The sequence below is a fragment of the Paenibacillus zeisoli genome (genome assembly GCF_003994465.1).
Lineage (GTDB): Bacteria > Bacillota > Bacilli > Paenibacillales > Paenibacillaceae > Fontibacillus > Fontibacillus zeisoli.
Genome location: NZ_RZNX01000001.1, coordinates 875356 through 891666 on the forward strand (window position 1 = coordinate 875356; position 16311 = coordinate 891666).

The window sequence follows — 16311 nt, forward strand, 5'->3', positions numbered from 1 at the left end:
TGGAACCTGACGCAGCTTATTGCTTGAGTAACGTCTTAGATGATCATCTTCTTCACTTATTAGGATGCGGGTGATTCCTGCAAGCGATATTCCGATGGAGTCATCCCGATATATTTCTGGAATACTTTCGTGAAATAACGCCTTTCTTGGTACCCAACACCCATGCCGATCTGGGCGATGCTCTTGTCGCTGCTGCGCAAGAGGCATTTCGCCATTTCCATCCGCTGTTTCGTCAAATATTCTACAAAAGTCTCCCCAAAATGATTTTTAAATAAGAGACAGAAATAACTACAGCTGATGCCAAGGTATTCTGCGATCTCCTCAATTCCGAAGTCTTGATCAAGCTTGTGCTGAATATAGTCCTGCGCTGACAGCATGAGCTGCTCAGAAGTCTTCTTGGAGGAAACAGAATCTAACGAACGTTCAATCAGAGAGACCAGCAGGGACAACAGTTCCTTAAGACTCAGAGCCAGCTGCATCTGCTGCCAGACGAGCTCCTCTTCATCACTTGGCAGCATATGCAGCTCCCTCATCTCACGAACCAAATGAATAAGAAGATAATGGAGCAGCTTCTCGGCTCTGCTTATCGAAGTTTCCTTCAGGTGGCCCACATAATTTTTGAGTTCCAGTATCACCTGCTGCAGTGCCTTGCCATCCCCATTTCTTAGTCCTGTTCCCATCTGCTCAATCCACTCCCACTGGGAGGAATGATCCCTAGAACGAGGTGCTTCTTCTAGATCAAAGGAACTCACAGCACTCACGAACCAATCTTGAGAAGAATTCAAGATTAACGCCTGCTGCATCCTTTTATACACTGCAGACAGTTCATTTAGAGCTACTGGCTCTTGATAGGTGCACAACCGTAGAAACATGGAATCCTTCTGATCAATTAGGGCTTGAAGGGACAGAAATCTTGAGTATAAGTGCTCCCTTGTAATAGGCTCTCCGCCCGCTGTAGCTGAGAAGATAACACACCACTCACCCTCACGAACCTGAATTACGGTCTGCTCCTTTAAGAGATTCCCTAACATTTCCTTGAGCTTCTCTTTGATATGAAGGTTCCAGGCCTTCCGTTCATGAATCGTCCAGGTCATCGACTTATAAGCATAATCATACAGGTCAACTAACAAGACTGCAAAATCCTTGCGTTCAACCAAATTCTCTTCATCCAGAATCATCTTGGTCTTATCCGCTTCCTGCCCAAGCAGAGTATGAAGCAGATAGTTCTCAGTTGCCCAGTGGATCACTTCATTCATCTGCTGTTCTTTGAGCAGCTTCTTTCGCTTAGCTCGAATGTCATCGCTGATAGTCCGTACAGTATTTTCTAATTCGGCATAGTCAATAGGCTTGCAAATGTAATCCCTTACATGATACTGGATGGCTGCACGCGCATATTCAAATTCCTGATACCCGGTAAGCAGAAGGACCTCACATTTGTGATCCTGGCTGCGCAGCTCTTTGATCAAGCTGATCCCATCCATAACCGGCATTCGGATATCACTCAAAATCAAATCAGGGTGTTGTTCATTCACCATTCGAAGAGCTTCTAATCCATTTTTGGCCAAGCCAACAATTTCAAAGTCCATTTCCGCCCAAGGAATAACTTTAGTTAGATTATTCAAGATAGGAGTTTCATCATCGACCAGCAAGACTTTAAAGTTCAAAATTTATCACCCCATTCATTTTTAGGAATCACACACTGAATGATGGTGCCATGCCCCGGTGCAGAGCATATAAACAAGCCATAACGAGTCCCATACTGGAACCTAATCCGGTCCATCACACTGCGTAAGCCCAGACCTCTTCTCTCTTGATTCATTACCAGATCGCCCTCAGGTTCGGCTTTAATTTCATGATCGTTTTCACTTTCACTAAAATATTTAAGATTGGATAGTTGCCGTGAACTCATCCCTATTCCATTATCTTCTATGCGAAGCAGAATTCGATTCTCGTGGGTCCAACCGGTAATCTTCAGATGACCTTTATATTCAATCCCTTCAAAACCATGCTGAATACAGTTCTCCACCAGAGGCTGGATCGTAAGCTTAAGAACAAGACAATTCATCAACTCTTCCGGTATCTCCAGACTGTAGTCGAACACTTCTTCAAAGCGGAATTTCTGAATTTCCAAATAATTAATGACATGTTCCAGTTCTTGTCTAAGCGGGATTTCTTCCTTACCTTGGAAGCTGATCCTAAGTATACTGGCCAGTCTGAGCACCATTCCACTCACTTTCTTACCTTGATTCTGAATTGCTAGAGCGTTGATGGACTCCAGAGTATTGAACAGGAAGTGAGGTTTGATCTGCGCTTGAAGCACTCTAAGCTCCGCGTTGGTCTTCTTCTCCTGCTCGTTCCTGACCTGGTCGAACAGCTGGGAGATTTTATCCATTTGGTTGTTAAAGCCCTTCTGGAGCAGTAGAAGCTCATCGTCCCCCTTCTCATCCACCCTTGCACCTAGATCACCGGCTTCCGCTTTACGCATGAACCTTACAATGACCCCAATTGTGCCTGTAATACGATTCATGAAGAAGACGTTGAACATCACAGCCGTAACCACAAAGATTGCCAATATCCCGACGAACCACTTCGCAAAGGTCATCACTTCACTCGACAGATAGCTCCATGAGGTTACAGACACAATGCTCCATGGATGCTCTTTCAGATGATATATCGATATTACGCTTTCCTGACCACCAAACTTACCTTTGAAACTCTGATATTTACCCCCATAGGAAAGAGTCTCATTGACATATTTATTGATCGAGGTTCCGTCAAAAGCATCTTTATTGTCATACAGAACCAGACCCTTATTGTTAACCAGAAAAAAACGAGTGTCTCGCTGATTACCGCCAACTTGCAGGTTTTTAAAAATATCATCGATCTCCCAGTTCTTGATTTGAACCGCAAGTATGCCCATTTTTTGAAGGTTGCTCAGCTTCTTAATCACCCTTATTTGCGTAAAACCCGGCTCTGAGCCTGTTAATTCAGGATATTCGTGAGGCGCAATCCATAGCGCACGCCCGTTTAACTTCATCACTTCTTTGTATACCGGATGGTTCTTTAATTGCAGATAGGTTAGGGGTGTGAAGCCTTCCTTGTCAAAGACGGGAAAAGGCTTGATGGATTCATAATTCTTATAACTATACAAGTTGTTGAGCGTATTTAAATTGTAGAGAAAGGCATAATCGATGGCCGGATGATTATACAGCAGCGTTCGAAAGCTCGTCTGGTTGGCATTCAGTTCAATCTGTCCTTCGTTCGTGAGGTTCTGAGTTTTGGGATCACTGGAAGAAAGGGCATTCTGGAATAATTCCCGGTCACTTCCGCTGCGGGTTACATTGTCAATTTCCTTAAACACACTATTGATGCTAAACCCAATAGACTTTAAGGCATACTCAGCCTGCTCACTATATTTACTCTCTATTGACCGAAAAGTAACCAGAAATGCGATGAACCCGAGCACAAAAATAGGGATTATTATAAGAAGAATAAATGCGGTAAGAAGTTTGATACGCAAATTCATAGGGATAACTCCTCACTCATCTAGCTTTTATCCCTTAACGCCACCCGCAGTTACTCCTTCGATAATCTTCTCCTGCAGGAATGCATAAATAACAATTACTGGAACAACGCTGTATACAATACCGGCAGACATTTGCGCATAATTCATTTGATACTGGTTACGGAACTGGACCATACCAACGGGCAGGGTGCGAAGAGTATCTTTGGAAAGGAAATAGTTAGCAAGCAGGAATTCATTCCAGTTGCTAAGGAAATTCACGATGAAGACTGTAACTATCGCGGGAACAGTTAAAGGTAGCACTATCTTAGCAAAGATACCTGATGCGCTCAATCCATCCATCACGGCTGCCTCTTCAATTTCACCAGGGAGAGAACGCATAAATTCAGCCAGTATGATCACGGTAAATGGAATGGCATTTCCGATATATGGAATGATCAGTGCTAAATGCGTATTCAGAATTCCAAGCTTGTTCACCAGAGTATAAATCGGGAGCATCATAGCATTATTCGGGATTAACATTCCAATTAGGACCGCGCCAAACAAGACGGACGCTATTCTTCCGAACCGCATTCGAGTCACGGCGAAGGAGAACATAGATGCCAGTAATATCGTTAACAATGCTGAAATCAGCGAGATATACAAGCTGTTAATGAAGTAGGTGCTGATTTTTGCATTTACCCATGCCTCATAGTAGTTATTGAAGACAAACTCTTTGGGCAGACCAAAAGGATGAAGCGCTATCGCATTATTATCTTTCTTAACTGAGGAGAATAGGACGAACAAGAACGGGAACAGAATAACCAGCAGGTAGCCTAACAAAAATAAATGAGGAATTCCCCTCTTCAGGTTACGTACCATCAATACTCAATCCTTTCATTACGCCGTGCAACCAGCAGTTGATAGATTAAGGTAACAATAAGCGTAAAGATAAAGATCAACACGGCAATTGAGTTACCATAACCGTATTTGAAGCTCGTAATCGCGTATCTGATCATATACGTAGCCATAACTTCGGTGGAGCCCGCTGGGCCGCCATTCGTCATGACAATAACGATATCCGCTGCTTTCATTGCACCTGCAATGGAGAGCATAACCACCACGGAGATGATCGGTGTGATAAGCGGCAGAACGATACGGGTTGCACGCTGATACGCTGTAGCCCCATCAATCGCAGCAGCTTCTTCGAGTTCCTTCGGGATCGAAAGGATCGCAGCCAGCACCATAATAATGTAGTATCCAGTCCACTGCCAGGCGTTCGTGATAAGGATAGACAGCATCGCATAGGTATTATCAGACAGCCAATAAATCTTGCCTATTCCAAAGAAACTCAATATTTTGTTAAGGAGGCCGATGTCGGGTTCATAGATGAATCCCCACAGAATACCAATAACTGCCGTAGACATAATGGAGGGGAGGAATATCGCTGTCTTGTACAGACCCTTCAGCTTCTTAACATGTGCTATGAGGAGGGAGAAGATTACAATAACAGGGACTTGAAGGAACACAGAGAACAAAATGAAATAAGCATTATTTTTCACGGCCACCCAGAAGCGATCTTGACCCAGTGCTTTGGTAAAGTTATCGATACCGATATACTTGATTTTGTCCAGTTTCGCAACACCATTCCAACTGGTGAAGCTGAAATAGAGAGAGGAGAAAATCGGATAAATGAAAAACATTAGGAACAGCATGACTGCGGGCAATACGAACAATATGAATACAGTAGGATTCTTCATTGCTTTGTTCATACCAAACCTCCGGTTTGTTAGACAACAGGTCTTCCTTCATCCATTGCCCATCTCGAGTGTAGAAAGAAATGCATCCTTACTTCGTAGTAAGGATACATTCCTTAAGTATGTCCATAAGGCTATTCTTTGTTAGCCAGGACCTCATCAGTTACTTTTTGAAGATCCCCAGCCATTTTCTCAGGTGTGGTTTGGCCCCCAATCAGCTTTTGAATTTGTACAGCACTGAACTCTGTATTGATATCCGGATCCACTTGGGAATCCCAAGCCGGGAAAGAACCCTGCGTGCTGTTTAGTACTTTAATGATGTCCTTCATCAACTCATCATTGACGGTAGAATTAAGTTTGTCTTCAGGAATGGTCATCGAAGGCAGCACGCCATCTTCAGTGAGTCCCCGCAGCTGCATATCTTCGTTGAATAACTCCTTGATGAACTTCTTAACCGCGTCCAATTTACGTGGGTCATCCGCTACGGCTGCCGAGAATCCATAACCGTTATTGGAGTCACGCATAAGAGCTGTTTGCTCTCCGGTGCCGCCGTCTACAGGAGGCATGTTGAAGAACCCTACTTTACCAATCATGGCTTCGCCTGATTGTCCTTTTTTGAATACCGAAGATTTCCATGTGCCATCAAACCAGAGCGGGGCTTCGCCGGAAGTGAATTGGCCCGTGATGTCTCCATACGCGAACCCGAGCTCACCTTTTTTGAAATAACCTTTTTTCTCCCACTCCACATGCTTCGCAAATGCCTTCACCATATTAGGATCAGTCCATTTGGCTTCACCAGCAGCGATTCTTTTGACAATATCCGGCCCTGCGTAACGAGCCCATAATTGGTTGGTTAACATTAGAGGAACCCAACCCTCCTTAGATGCTGCGGCAATAGGTGTTTTGCCATCGGCTTTGATTTTGACTAGGAGTTCTTCAAGCTCGGGGAAGGTGTTTGGCACTTTCAGACCCTTTTGAGCAAAGTAATCTTTGTTATAGAAGAAGCCTTCAGCGGAAGCCCCAATAGGCAGACCATACACTTTACCTTCATAAGTATAAGGATCAAGCACATTAGGAAATTTATCACTGAGGCCAAGCTCTGCAAGAATTGGGGTCAAATCCAGCATTCTGCCTTCCTTTGCATACAATTGAGCATCCGGACTTCCGAATACGTCGAAGATATCTGGCGGGTTCCCTGCCGCCATCTCCCCGCGCAGCTTCTCTTTCCGGTTAACTTCGGAATCAACAGCGTCCAGCTTGATGGTGAGGCCTGGAGTCTCATCCTGAACTTTCTTCACCACATCCTGTAGAATGGCCAGACGATTCTTCTTGTCGGCTCCGACCTGGGTGTGACGTAATGTCACCTCAAAGGGTGAATTATCTGCCTTCTCTTCTTGCTTGGCTGGCTCACCGGTTTTAGCAGGTTTCTCAGTATTAGAACCGCCACTACAAGCCGAAAGCATAGTGGTTGTCACCAGGAGAAGTGACAGCAACAATACCAGACTTTTTTTCATATATATTGACCCTCCCGTAGAATGGTTTGCCTTACACTTTTCATTATAGGAAACGCTTTCAGAATTGGTAAGGAGGACATATTTCTTATAGAGGGATAAAATCTTCTAATTGCCATGTACGAAGGACTGAATCATAACAAAAAACGTGAGGCTCAGTATCCGAGGATACTGATTCTCACGCTATTTATGATGCGGTGAACTCTATACCTGCAGGGCACTTTGACTACGTCCATCCTCTACTAACTGATAGGCTCGTTGAACCTCTTCATCCGTAGGAGAAGGTACATTCTCGAGAGGATACTTCCAGTTTAACGCTTCCCATTTGTAGATACCCATTTGGTGATAGGGTAGGATTTCAAATTTCTCGACACCCTTTAACTTCCCGATAAATTGCCCCAGACGCAGCAAGTCTTCCTCATCATCGTTGATGCCTGGAACAAGTACGTGTCTGATCCACATTGACTTGTTATGCTCTGACAACCATTCTGCCATATGAAGCATCCGCTCGTTAGGCTTACCTGTAAGTTCAATATGCTTCTCGTTGTCAATATGTTTCAGATCGAGAAGGACAAGATCCGTTACATCGAGTAAATCTTTAATTTTGTCGCCTTCATTATAACCGTTGGTATCTAAAGTAGTATGAAGCTCCCAGCGCTGCTTGACCTCGCGGAACAGCTCTGCAACAAAATGAGCCTGCAGCGTTGCCTCTCCTCCAGACACGGTTAATCCGCCGCCGGAAGAACGATAGTAGTTAATGTAAGGCTCAATCTCGGCAAGTACCTCTTCCATATGCATATCCTTGCCGCCCGTCAGATTCCAAGTATCCGGGTTATGGCAGTATTTGCATTTCAGCAGGCAGCCCTGCATAAAGAGGACGAACCGTATTCCCGGGCCATCAACGGTTCCGAAAGTTTCTAGTGAGTGAATATGACCTGTGAGCATGTTTGTCTCATCCCTTTCTGCAGGAGCTGCAGCTGATTATGGTCTTACAATTTGTATCAGATTACGTGACTAACTTTCTTACATTGATCCGTGGAAAGTACGGTTAATGACATCGAGCTGTTGTTCACGAGTCAGCTTAATGAAGTTAACTGCATATCCTGATACCCGAATCGTCAATTGTGGGTAGTTCTCTGGGTGGTCCATAGCATCTATGAGCTGTTCACGGTCAAATACGTTGACATTCAAGTGATGTGCATTGCTGCCGAAATAGCCATCCATCATGGATACGAGATTGGATTTGCGGATCTCTGGTTCCTTGCCCAGTGCTTTAGGCACAATGGAGAAGGTATTTGAGATACCGTCCAGGCTGTGTTCATATGGCAGCTTGGCTACGGAACTAAGAGAAGCAAGAGCCCCTTTCTTGTCACGTCCGTGCATTGGGTTAGCCCCTGGAGCAAACGGCTCACCGGCTTTACGTCCATCTGGCGTTGTACCTGTCTTCTTACCATACACAACATTTGATGTGATAGTAAGAACAGATTGTGTTGGCATTGCATTACGATAAGCTTTGTGTTTGCGGATCATGCTCATGAACTGTTCAACCAGTTCAACGGCAATTTGGTCAACGCGATCGTCATTGTTACCGTAGCAAGGGAACTCGCCTTCAATCTCAAAATCAACAGCAATTCCATTCTCGTTGCGAATAGGTTTAACTTTAGCATATTTGATAGCACTCAGAGAGTCAGCCGCAACGGAAAGTCCTGCGATACCGCAAGCCATAGTACGAAGGATATCACGGTCATGAAGCGCCATTTCAATCCGTTCATAACTATATTTATCATGCATATAGTGAATAACGTTCAGCGTATTCATATAAAGCTTAGCCAACCATTCCATCATCGGTTTGAAGCGTTTCATAACTTCTGCATAATCCAGTACTTCTCCGCTAATGGCAGGATACTCTGGTCCAACTTGTGCTCCGGACTTTTCATCCTTACCGCCGTTAATTGCATACAGCAACGCTTTGGCCAGATTCGCACGGGCACCGAAGAATTGCATTTGCTTACCGATCTCCATTGCGGACACGCAGCAGGCAATTCCATAATCGTCACCATAAATCGGACGCATCAAGTCGTCATTCTCATATTGAATGGAGCTGGTTTCGATGGATACTTTAGCACAATATTTCTTGAATCCTTCAGGCAGCTTCTCAGACCACAGCACAGTCAGGTTAGGTTCTGGAGCTGCTCCAAGATTATAGAGTGTATGAAGGAAGCGGAAGCTGTTCTTGGTTACTCTAGTCTGTCCATTAACGGCCATACCGCCGATAGATTCAGTTACCCAAGTAGGGTCACCACTGAACAGATCATTATAGTCAGGTGTACGCAGGAATTTCACGATACGAAGCTTCATGACGAAATGGTCAACCAATTCTTGGGCTTGCTCTTCAGTTAATGAACCTTCAGCCAGATCCCGTTCAATGTAGATATCAAGGAAAGAGGATACACGGCCGAGTGACATTGCAGCACCATTTTGTTCCTTAATTGCTGCCAGGTAACCGAAGTAGACCCATTGGAACGCTTCTTTTGCATTGTTAGCTGGCTTGGAGATGTCAAATCCGTGCATTTCAGCCAACACTTTGAGTTCACCAAGGGCACGAATTTGTTCAGACAGTTCTTCGCGAAGACGAATAACATCCTCATCGATCACATCAAGCTCAAGCTGTTTGAGTTCTTGCTTCTTCTGATTAACCAAGAAGTCTACGCCGTACAGTGCAACTCTGCGGTAGTCGCCGATAATACGGCCGCGGCCATAAGCATCAGGAAGACCGGTAATGATGCCCGCTTTACGAGCTGCTCTCATTTCAGAAGTATAGGCATCAAATACACCCTGGTTATGTGTTTTGCGAATGCCATTAAAAATATTGATTACTTCTTCAGGCATTTTGAAGCCGTAAGCCTCACAAGCATCAATCATCATTCTAATCCCGCCGAAAGGCTGAATAGAACGTTTGAACGGAGCATCCGTCTGTACACCGACGATTTGTTCTTTCTCTTTATCCAGATAACCTGGTTTATGGGAAACAATGGTTGATGGGGTGTTAACGTCAACATCAAGTACGCCGCCATTATCCCGTTCTTTCTTAGTCAATTCGGAGACAATGTCCCACAGTTCCTTGGTGTTCTGTGTGGCACCCTGCAAGAAATCTTCACGGCCGAGATATGGATTTATGTTATCATCAATGAAATTACGCACATTGACTTCTTTTTGCCATTTCCCTTTCTTGAAGCTTCTCCATCCGGATTGTACGGTTTGTACTTCTCTCTCGATAACCGACATGATATTTCCCTCCATCACATAAATTTTGATGCAAGCAGGAACATGTGAGATCACTTAGTTAATACATCTTAGCCATTTGTGATTGTTTTCACAACGTATACAACCAGGTGCTACTCGTGACATCATCTATGTCCCATACTCTGTATCTTTGGGACTCTTTATACTTTTATCATAGAGGTTTTCCCGTAAAAAGGATGTGACAAATATCACTCTTTCGGTGATATTTGTCACGTTGTTTTTAGCTTGCTATTCAGCTAGTCTTATCTTACTCAAATCTACCATAGAACGCGTCTCTATATACTTCTGCGAGTTCTTTCACGAGCGGCAGTTTAGGGTTAGCAGTTGTACATTGGTCTTCGAATGCGCGATCCGCCAGGTAGTCTACTCTGCTCTCGAAGTCTTTTGGATCAAAGCCAAGCTCTTGGAACGATTCTGGAATTCCCAACTTCTTATTCATGTCGCGGATTGCGTTGATAAGGCTCTTCACGCCTTCCTCAGTTGTACGAGCTGGCAGTCCTAGAATGCGGGCGATTTCTGCATAACGTTGGTCAGCAACAAAGTTCGTATATTTAGGGAAAGCGGCGAACTTCGTTGGTTTCTTCGCGTTATAGCGAATAACGTGCGGCATCAAGATTGCATTGGTACGACCATGCGCAGTGTGGTATTGACCTCCCCATTTGTGTGCCAAGCTGTGGTTAATTCCCAAGAAGGCATTGGCGAACGCCATACCGGCAAGAGTCGATGCGTTATGCATTTTCTCACGAGCCAATTTATCTCCAGTCAGAGCCGATTTCTCAAGCCATTCGAATACGAGCTGGATAGCTTTGATGGCAAGACCATCTGTATAGTCACTAGCCATAACAGATACATAAGCTTCAATCGCGTGGGTAAGTACGTCCATACCTGTATCGGCTACTGCTACTTTAGGCAGACTGTATACGAATTCTGGATCAATAATCGCAACATCTGGTGTCAACTCGTAGTCAGCCAACGGATACTTCGTATTACCGTTCTCTTTATCTGTAATAACAGCGAACGAAGTTACTTCAGATCCTGTACCCGAAGTTGTTGGAATCGCTACGAACTGAGCTTTTTGGCCAAGACGCGGATATTTGTAGATCCGTTTACGGATATCCATGAATTTTTGTTTCAGGTTGTTAAAGTCTGTGTCTGGATATTCGTAGAACAACCACATTCCTTTAGCAGCATCCATTGGTGATCCACCACCCAGTGCGATGATGCAGTCTGGTTGGAATTGATTCATCAGTTCAGTACCACGTTGTACAGTAGTAGTCGATGGATCTGGCTCAACTTGTGAGAATACTTCAATAGCTACAGGGGTTTCGCGCTGACGCAGGTAATGTTCTACTCTATCAACATAGCCAAGCTTCACCATCATTGGGTCTGTAACAATCAATACACGTGTAATATCCGGCATTTTGGCGAGGTACTGAGTAGCCCCTTTTTCAAAATAGACTTTGGAAGGTACTTTGAACCATTGCATATTCACGGTACGACGATTCACCCTTTTCACGTTAATTAGGTTCACTGCTGTTACGTTCGAAGAAGTTGAATTCCGTCCATACGAACCGCAGCCAAGTGTAAGCGATGGAAGGTTGGTATTGTAGATATCCCCGATACCACCTTGCGAAGATGGTTGATTCACCAAAATCCGGCAGGTTGGCATACGATCAGAGAACTTCTGAATAACTTCTTCATTGTTCGAGTGAATTACCGAAGAGTGACCCATACCGCCAAATGCAACAACTTCTGCTGCACGATCGATACCTTGCTGTGCACTATTTACTTTGTAACAAGCGAGTACCGGGCTAAGCTTCTCAGCGGAAAGTGGGAATTTGGTGCCTACCCCTTCAATTTCAGCAACCAGAATTTTGGTGCCTTCTGGAACTTGAATGCCGCACATTTCAGCGATCTTCACTGCAGGTTGACCTACGATTGTTGGATTTACCGCACACTTGTCAGCGATAATGGCACCAGCTGTCAATTTGGCGGCTTCTTCTTTGTTCACGAAGTAGCATCCATTAGCAATCATTTTTTTCTTAACTTGATCGAAGATTGGTTCTTCAATAATTACAGCTTGCTCAGAAGCACAGATCATACCGTTGTCAAATGTCTTGGACAAGATCAGATCGTTCACGGCTTGGTCAATATCTGCACTCTTCTCAATGAAGCAAGGTACGTTACCAGGACCTACACCAAGTGCCGGCTTACCACAGCTGTATGCTGCGCGAACCATTGCAGAACCACCAGTAGCCAGAATCAATGCAACATCAGGGTGATTCATCAGTGCGTTGGTCTTATCCATGGAAGGTGCTTCAATCCACTGAATGCAGTCTGCAGGAGCACCGTTCTCTACTGCTGCCTTGAGCAGGATCTGAGCTGTTTCTGTACAGCAGCCTTGTGCTGAAGGGTGGAACCCGAAGATGATAGGGTTACGAGTCTTGATAGCGATCAAAGCTTTGAAGATCGTTGTTGAAGTTGGGTTCGTTACAGGTGTAATCCCCATGATGATACCAACTGGTTCTGCAATCTTCTGGAAGTTGTCAAATGGATTGTCTTCAATAACACCTACAGTTTTGTTATTCTTGATACTATGGTAGATATATTCAGTTGCGAACATATTCTTAATAATCTTGTCTTCGTATACTCCGCGTCCTGTTTCTTCGATGGCCAGCTTAGCAAGGTACATGTGCTTATCCATACCCGCTAGAGCCATTGCTTGAACAATCTTATCGATTTGTTCCTGATCCATCTTCATGAATGCATCTGTTGCTTTCTTTGCTTTGTTGATTAGTGTCTGGATGTGTTCTTCAGCGGTTGGCTTTACGGGTTCATTTACTTCGGTTTTAACAGCCATTACTCTCATCCTCCTATTATTTAGGTAAGCGAGGTTTAAGAAATAAACAATCGTGAATATTTTCACAAGTGCGTTAATCTCAAAAGCCTTACGCTTGACTTCCTTCTCTCTACGCATTCATCTTAGCATGGTGAGAAATCGCATACTGTGATATTTGTCACTAAAATTAACCAAAGTGAAATAAATCACAATGTTCGTTTATTCGCCACTTTTAAGCCTTGTTCATGCCCCTCAACCGCATCATTTAGCTATATAATTGAGGCATAGAAATGGATCGGACCTTTAGTCCCCTCCATATAGAATATGAATAAATTGGACGACTAAGGAGTGACGATGATGAATGAGTATATGACTACAACGTTGACCCGAGGAAATACCGGCAGCTTCACCGAGCAGAATTTCAACCGTCTTCTAGTAATGATGAAGGACAAATTATATCCATCCGGATCTCATTTGTTCTGGGAGGGAGATGTGGCCGATAAGCTGTTCTTTATTAAGAGGGGACGCATCAAATTAACAAAGTCTACAGATGAAGGCAAAGAACTGATTCTATATATGTATCAAAGCGGCGACCTGGTTGGTCAAGCCGATCCCTTCTTTGGTTCCAAATACAGCTTTACAGCTGAAGTTATTGAAGACAGCGAAATTGGAATCATTGAACAGCGTGATCTTGAGATTATCATTTGTCAGCATGCTGATTTTGCCATTGACTTCATGAAATGGATGGGAATTCACCATCGTCTTACACAGACCAAGTTCCGTGATCTGATGATGTACGGCAAACCTGGTGCCCTCTGTTCTACGTTGATCCGTCTCAGCAACTCTTATGGTGAGAAGCAGGGCACTGCCATTCGTATCAACAAAAAGATTACCCATACCGATCTATCCAATATGATTGGGGCTACTAGAGAAAGCGTCAACCGAATGCTCAGTGATCTGCGCAGAAAGGATGCTATTGAATATGAGAACGGATTGATCATTATAAAGGATCTGGTCATGCTGCAGGATATTTGCCACTGCGAGTTGTGTCCACATCAAATTTGCCGTATTTGAATATGTTACTTGGTGAGCAGACAGAGCCTGAATCCGGCCCTGCCTGCTTTTTTTGTGTTACAAACCAGTTTAATTCTTAAATTAAACTTACATTACCTTCAATGGGACAGGATTTAGCCGCCATGAATAGAATTATTGACTTAAGAACAGAAGTCAGATTTTAGCATCCCCCCACTGGAGGTCATATCTTGAATCCCACCATACTAATTGTTGATGATCAACCTGATATAGTAGAGCTGCTTAAGCTCTTTCTTGAAAGGGATAATTACCTTGTTATAGAAGCCTATGATGGGCTACAGGCTTGGGAAATTATACAATCCGAACAAATCGACCTGGCTGTAATTGATATCATGATGCCTGGCCAAGATGGTTATCAGCTTGTGAAGCAGATTCGTTCAGTATATAAGATGCCGATTATTTTTCTCTCTGCCAAGAACCAGGATAATGATAAAATTCTAGGGCTTGGTCTTGGAGCAGATGATTTCATAGTAAAGCCTTTTAATCCCCTGGAAGTTGTAGCTCGTATTCAGGCCCAGGTTCGAAGAGCGTATGCCTTCAATGAAGCACTGCCTGTCTCTTCGGCTTCATCTGCTGATATTGCTATTGGCTCTCTAAATCTGCATCTAGAGTCTTGTGTGTTGAAGCTGGAAGGCAATGAAGTAGAGCTAACCTCGACGGAGTACAAGCTTCTTAGGACCTTTATGGAATCACCCGGGAGAGTATTTACGAAGAAGCAGCTCTTCGAGAAGGTCTGGAGCGACCCTTATTGGAAGGATGACAACACGGTGATGGTTCACATTTCAAGGCTTAGGGACAAAATTGAATCCGATCCCAGGCAGCCCGTCTATATCAAGACCATACGAGGGCTTGGTTATAAATTTGCCAAGAAGGAAGATTTCATTTGAAAACCAAGGGCCGCTTATTTCACTCGCTTATCAAGTCATACTTGTTCTTTGCTCTGACGCTGGGGTTTATTTATTTGTTGGTTCATTTATTCTCCGGAGGGTTCTCCGGCGGGTATTCGGACGATCCTGTAGACGCCTCGCGGATTGCCAAATCTGACTATACCTCCATTAATACCAAGCGGATTGAAGAATCTGGGGGATATGTTGAAATACTCGATAACCAGCGAAAAGTCATCTATGTAAAAGGACACAAACAGGACCGAAGAACCCAGTATTCTTCTGAAGAACTGTTATCCATGCTTTATTCCGGTCAGAAAGGGGCCTATCTGTACTCCATCGCTCCTTTCGAGTCCAAACAAGGAATAAGACTGTTATGTCTTGTAGCTATTCCAAAGGAACAAGGTCAATCAGAGCTTAAGCTCCTTGAGTCTCCCACGAGTATTAACATAACTTTGACAAGCGGATTTTACGGTATTCTTCTCCTGTCGGTATTAAGCGTATATTTTTATAGCAGGTGGACTGCCAAACGCCTTACCGTCCCCCTGGAACAGATCACAGCAGCTATCAAGCATATGCGAGAAGGTAATTACGATCAGCGCCTCGCATTTAGATCCAATGAGGAGCTAACCACCATCCAGGAGTGCTTTAATGATATGGCAGAGCATCTGCAAGAAACGGAACAGGCAAATGAATTATTAAAAGAGAGTAAACAGCGAATGCTTCTCGATATCTCCCATGACTTAAAAACGCCCATTACAACGATACAAGGATACGCCAGCGCGCTGCTGCTCGGCCTAGCTGATAACGAGGAGAAAAGATTTAAGTATTTGAACCTAATCTATACAAAGGCTAATTTAATGACAGCACTAATCGAGGATTTATTCGAATTATCCAAACTGGATACCGCTGACTATCCACTCGCAGGGGAATTCTTAGAGACCGATCTAGGCGAACTGGTGCGTGAGATTGCCGCGGAGAACTACGATCTTTTTGAGCAAAAGCATTTTAACCTGACACTATCCATCCCTCCTGATGAGGTTATGGTCCGTCTCCACCCTACTATGATGAGCAGAGCGATATCCAATCTGCTTACGAATGCTCTGAAGTATAATCCGGAAGGAACCTCGGTAGATATTGAGCTTTTCCAGATTCAGAATGATATTGTTCTCACAATTAGTGACAATGGTATTGGTATTCCCGAATCTATTCGAGATACCCTCTTTGATCCTTTTGTCCGGGGTAACGCTGCAAGAACAAGTGATGGAGGGACAGGACTTGGGCTGTCCATTGCTAAGAAAGCAGTAGAAATGCATGGTGGGGAACTGAGTCTGCTGAATACCGCCGGCAGAACCTCTTTTCAGATCAAACTGTTTAAACACAAAGCTGACTTGCTTATTAAAGCTTAAGCGCAGCTAATTCA

General features: G+C 44.1%; 11 protein-coding genes. 3 read left to right on the forward strand and 8 right to left on the reverse strand.

Annotated elements, in window-relative coordinates:
• Positions 1–59 precede the first annotated feature (59 nt).
• The 8 genes from EJP77_RS04205 to adhE form a co-directional block, all read right to left on the reverse strand.
• Positions 60–1664, reverse strand: a complete 1605-nt coding sequence (locus tag EJP77_RS04205) for a response regulator (protein ID WP_127197895.1) — start codon at positions 1662–1664, stop codon at positions 60–62.
• Positions 1661–3526, reverse strand: coding sequence for a cache domain-containing sensor histidine kinase (locus tag EJP77_RS04210; RefSeq protein ID WP_127197896.1), 1866 nt, complete (start codon positions 3524–3526; stop codon positions 1661–1663). Before EJP77_RS04210 ends, EJP77_RS04205 begins: the two co-directional genes overlap by 4 nt.
• Before the next feature lie 27 nt (positions 3527–3553).
• The gene (locus EJP77_RS04215; RefSeq protein ID WP_127197897.1) at positions 3554–4384 is read right to left on the reverse strand and encodes a carbohydrate ABC transporter permease; all 831 of its coding nucleotides are present in this window, start codon (positions 4382–4384) and stop codon (positions 3554–3556) included.
• Positions 4384–5274: a carbohydrate ABC transporter permease gene (locus tag EJP77_RS04220; protein WP_127197898.1), complete on the reverse strand. Its 891-nt coding sequence runs from the start codon at positions 5272–5274 to the stop codon at positions 4384–4386. Before EJP77_RS04220 ends, EJP77_RS04215 begins: the two co-directional genes overlap by 1 nt.
• A 119-nt stretch (positions 5275–5393) precedes the next feature.
• Positions 5394–6773: an ABC transporter substrate-binding protein gene (locus tag EJP77_RS04225; RefSeq protein ID WP_127197899.1), complete on the reverse strand. Its 1380-nt coding sequence runs from the start codon at positions 6771–6773 to the stop codon at positions 5394–5396.
• Between the two features lie 201 nt (positions 6774–6974).
• Positions 6975–7715: a pyruvate formate-lyase-activating protein gene (gene pflA, locus EJP77_RS04230; protein WP_127197900.1), complete on the reverse strand. Its 741-nt coding sequence runs from the start codon at positions 7713–7715 to the stop codon at positions 6975–6977.
• Positions 7716–7793: 78 nt separating this feature from the next.
• Positions 7794–10055, reverse strand: coding sequence for a formate C-acetyltransferase (gene pflB / locus EJP77_RS04235; RefSeq protein WP_127197901.1), 2262 nt, complete (start codon positions 10053–10055; stop codon positions 7794–7796).
• Positions 10056–10320: 265 nt separating this feature from the next.
• Positions 10321–12933: a bifunctional acetaldehyde-CoA/alcohol dehydrogenase gene (adhE, locus tag EJP77_RS04240; protein ID WP_127197902.1), complete on the reverse strand. Its 2613-nt coding sequence runs from the start codon at positions 12931–12933 to the stop codon at positions 10321–10323.
• Positions 12934–13269: 336 nt separating this feature from the next.
• On the opposite strand from adhE, the gene EJP77_RS04245 reads away from it, so the two are divergent.
• The 3 genes from EJP77_RS04245 (at position 13270) to EJP77_RS04255 (ending at position 16297) form a co-directional block, all read left to right on the forward strand.
• Complete coding sequence (locus tag EJP77_RS04245) at positions 13270–13986, forward strand: Crp/Fnr family transcriptional regulator (RefSeq protein ID WP_127198309.1); 717 nt, start codon at positions 13270–13272, stop codon at positions 13984–13986.
• Positions 13987–14174: 188 nt separating this feature from the next.
• The gene (locus EJP77_RS04250) at positions 14175–14891 is read left to right on the forward strand and encodes a response regulator transcription factor (protein ID WP_127197903.1); all 717 of its coding nucleotides are present in this window, start codon (positions 14175–14177) and stop codon (positions 14889–14891) included.
• Positions 14888–16297: a sensor histidine kinase gene (locus tag EJP77_RS04255; protein ID WP_127197904.1), complete on the forward strand. Its 1410-nt coding sequence runs from the start codon at positions 14888–14890 to the stop codon at positions 16295–16297. The genes EJP77_RS04250 and EJP77_RS04255 overlap by 4 nt, the downstream gene beginning before the upstream one ends.
• The last annotated feature ends 14 nt before the right edge of the window (positions 16298–16311 follow it).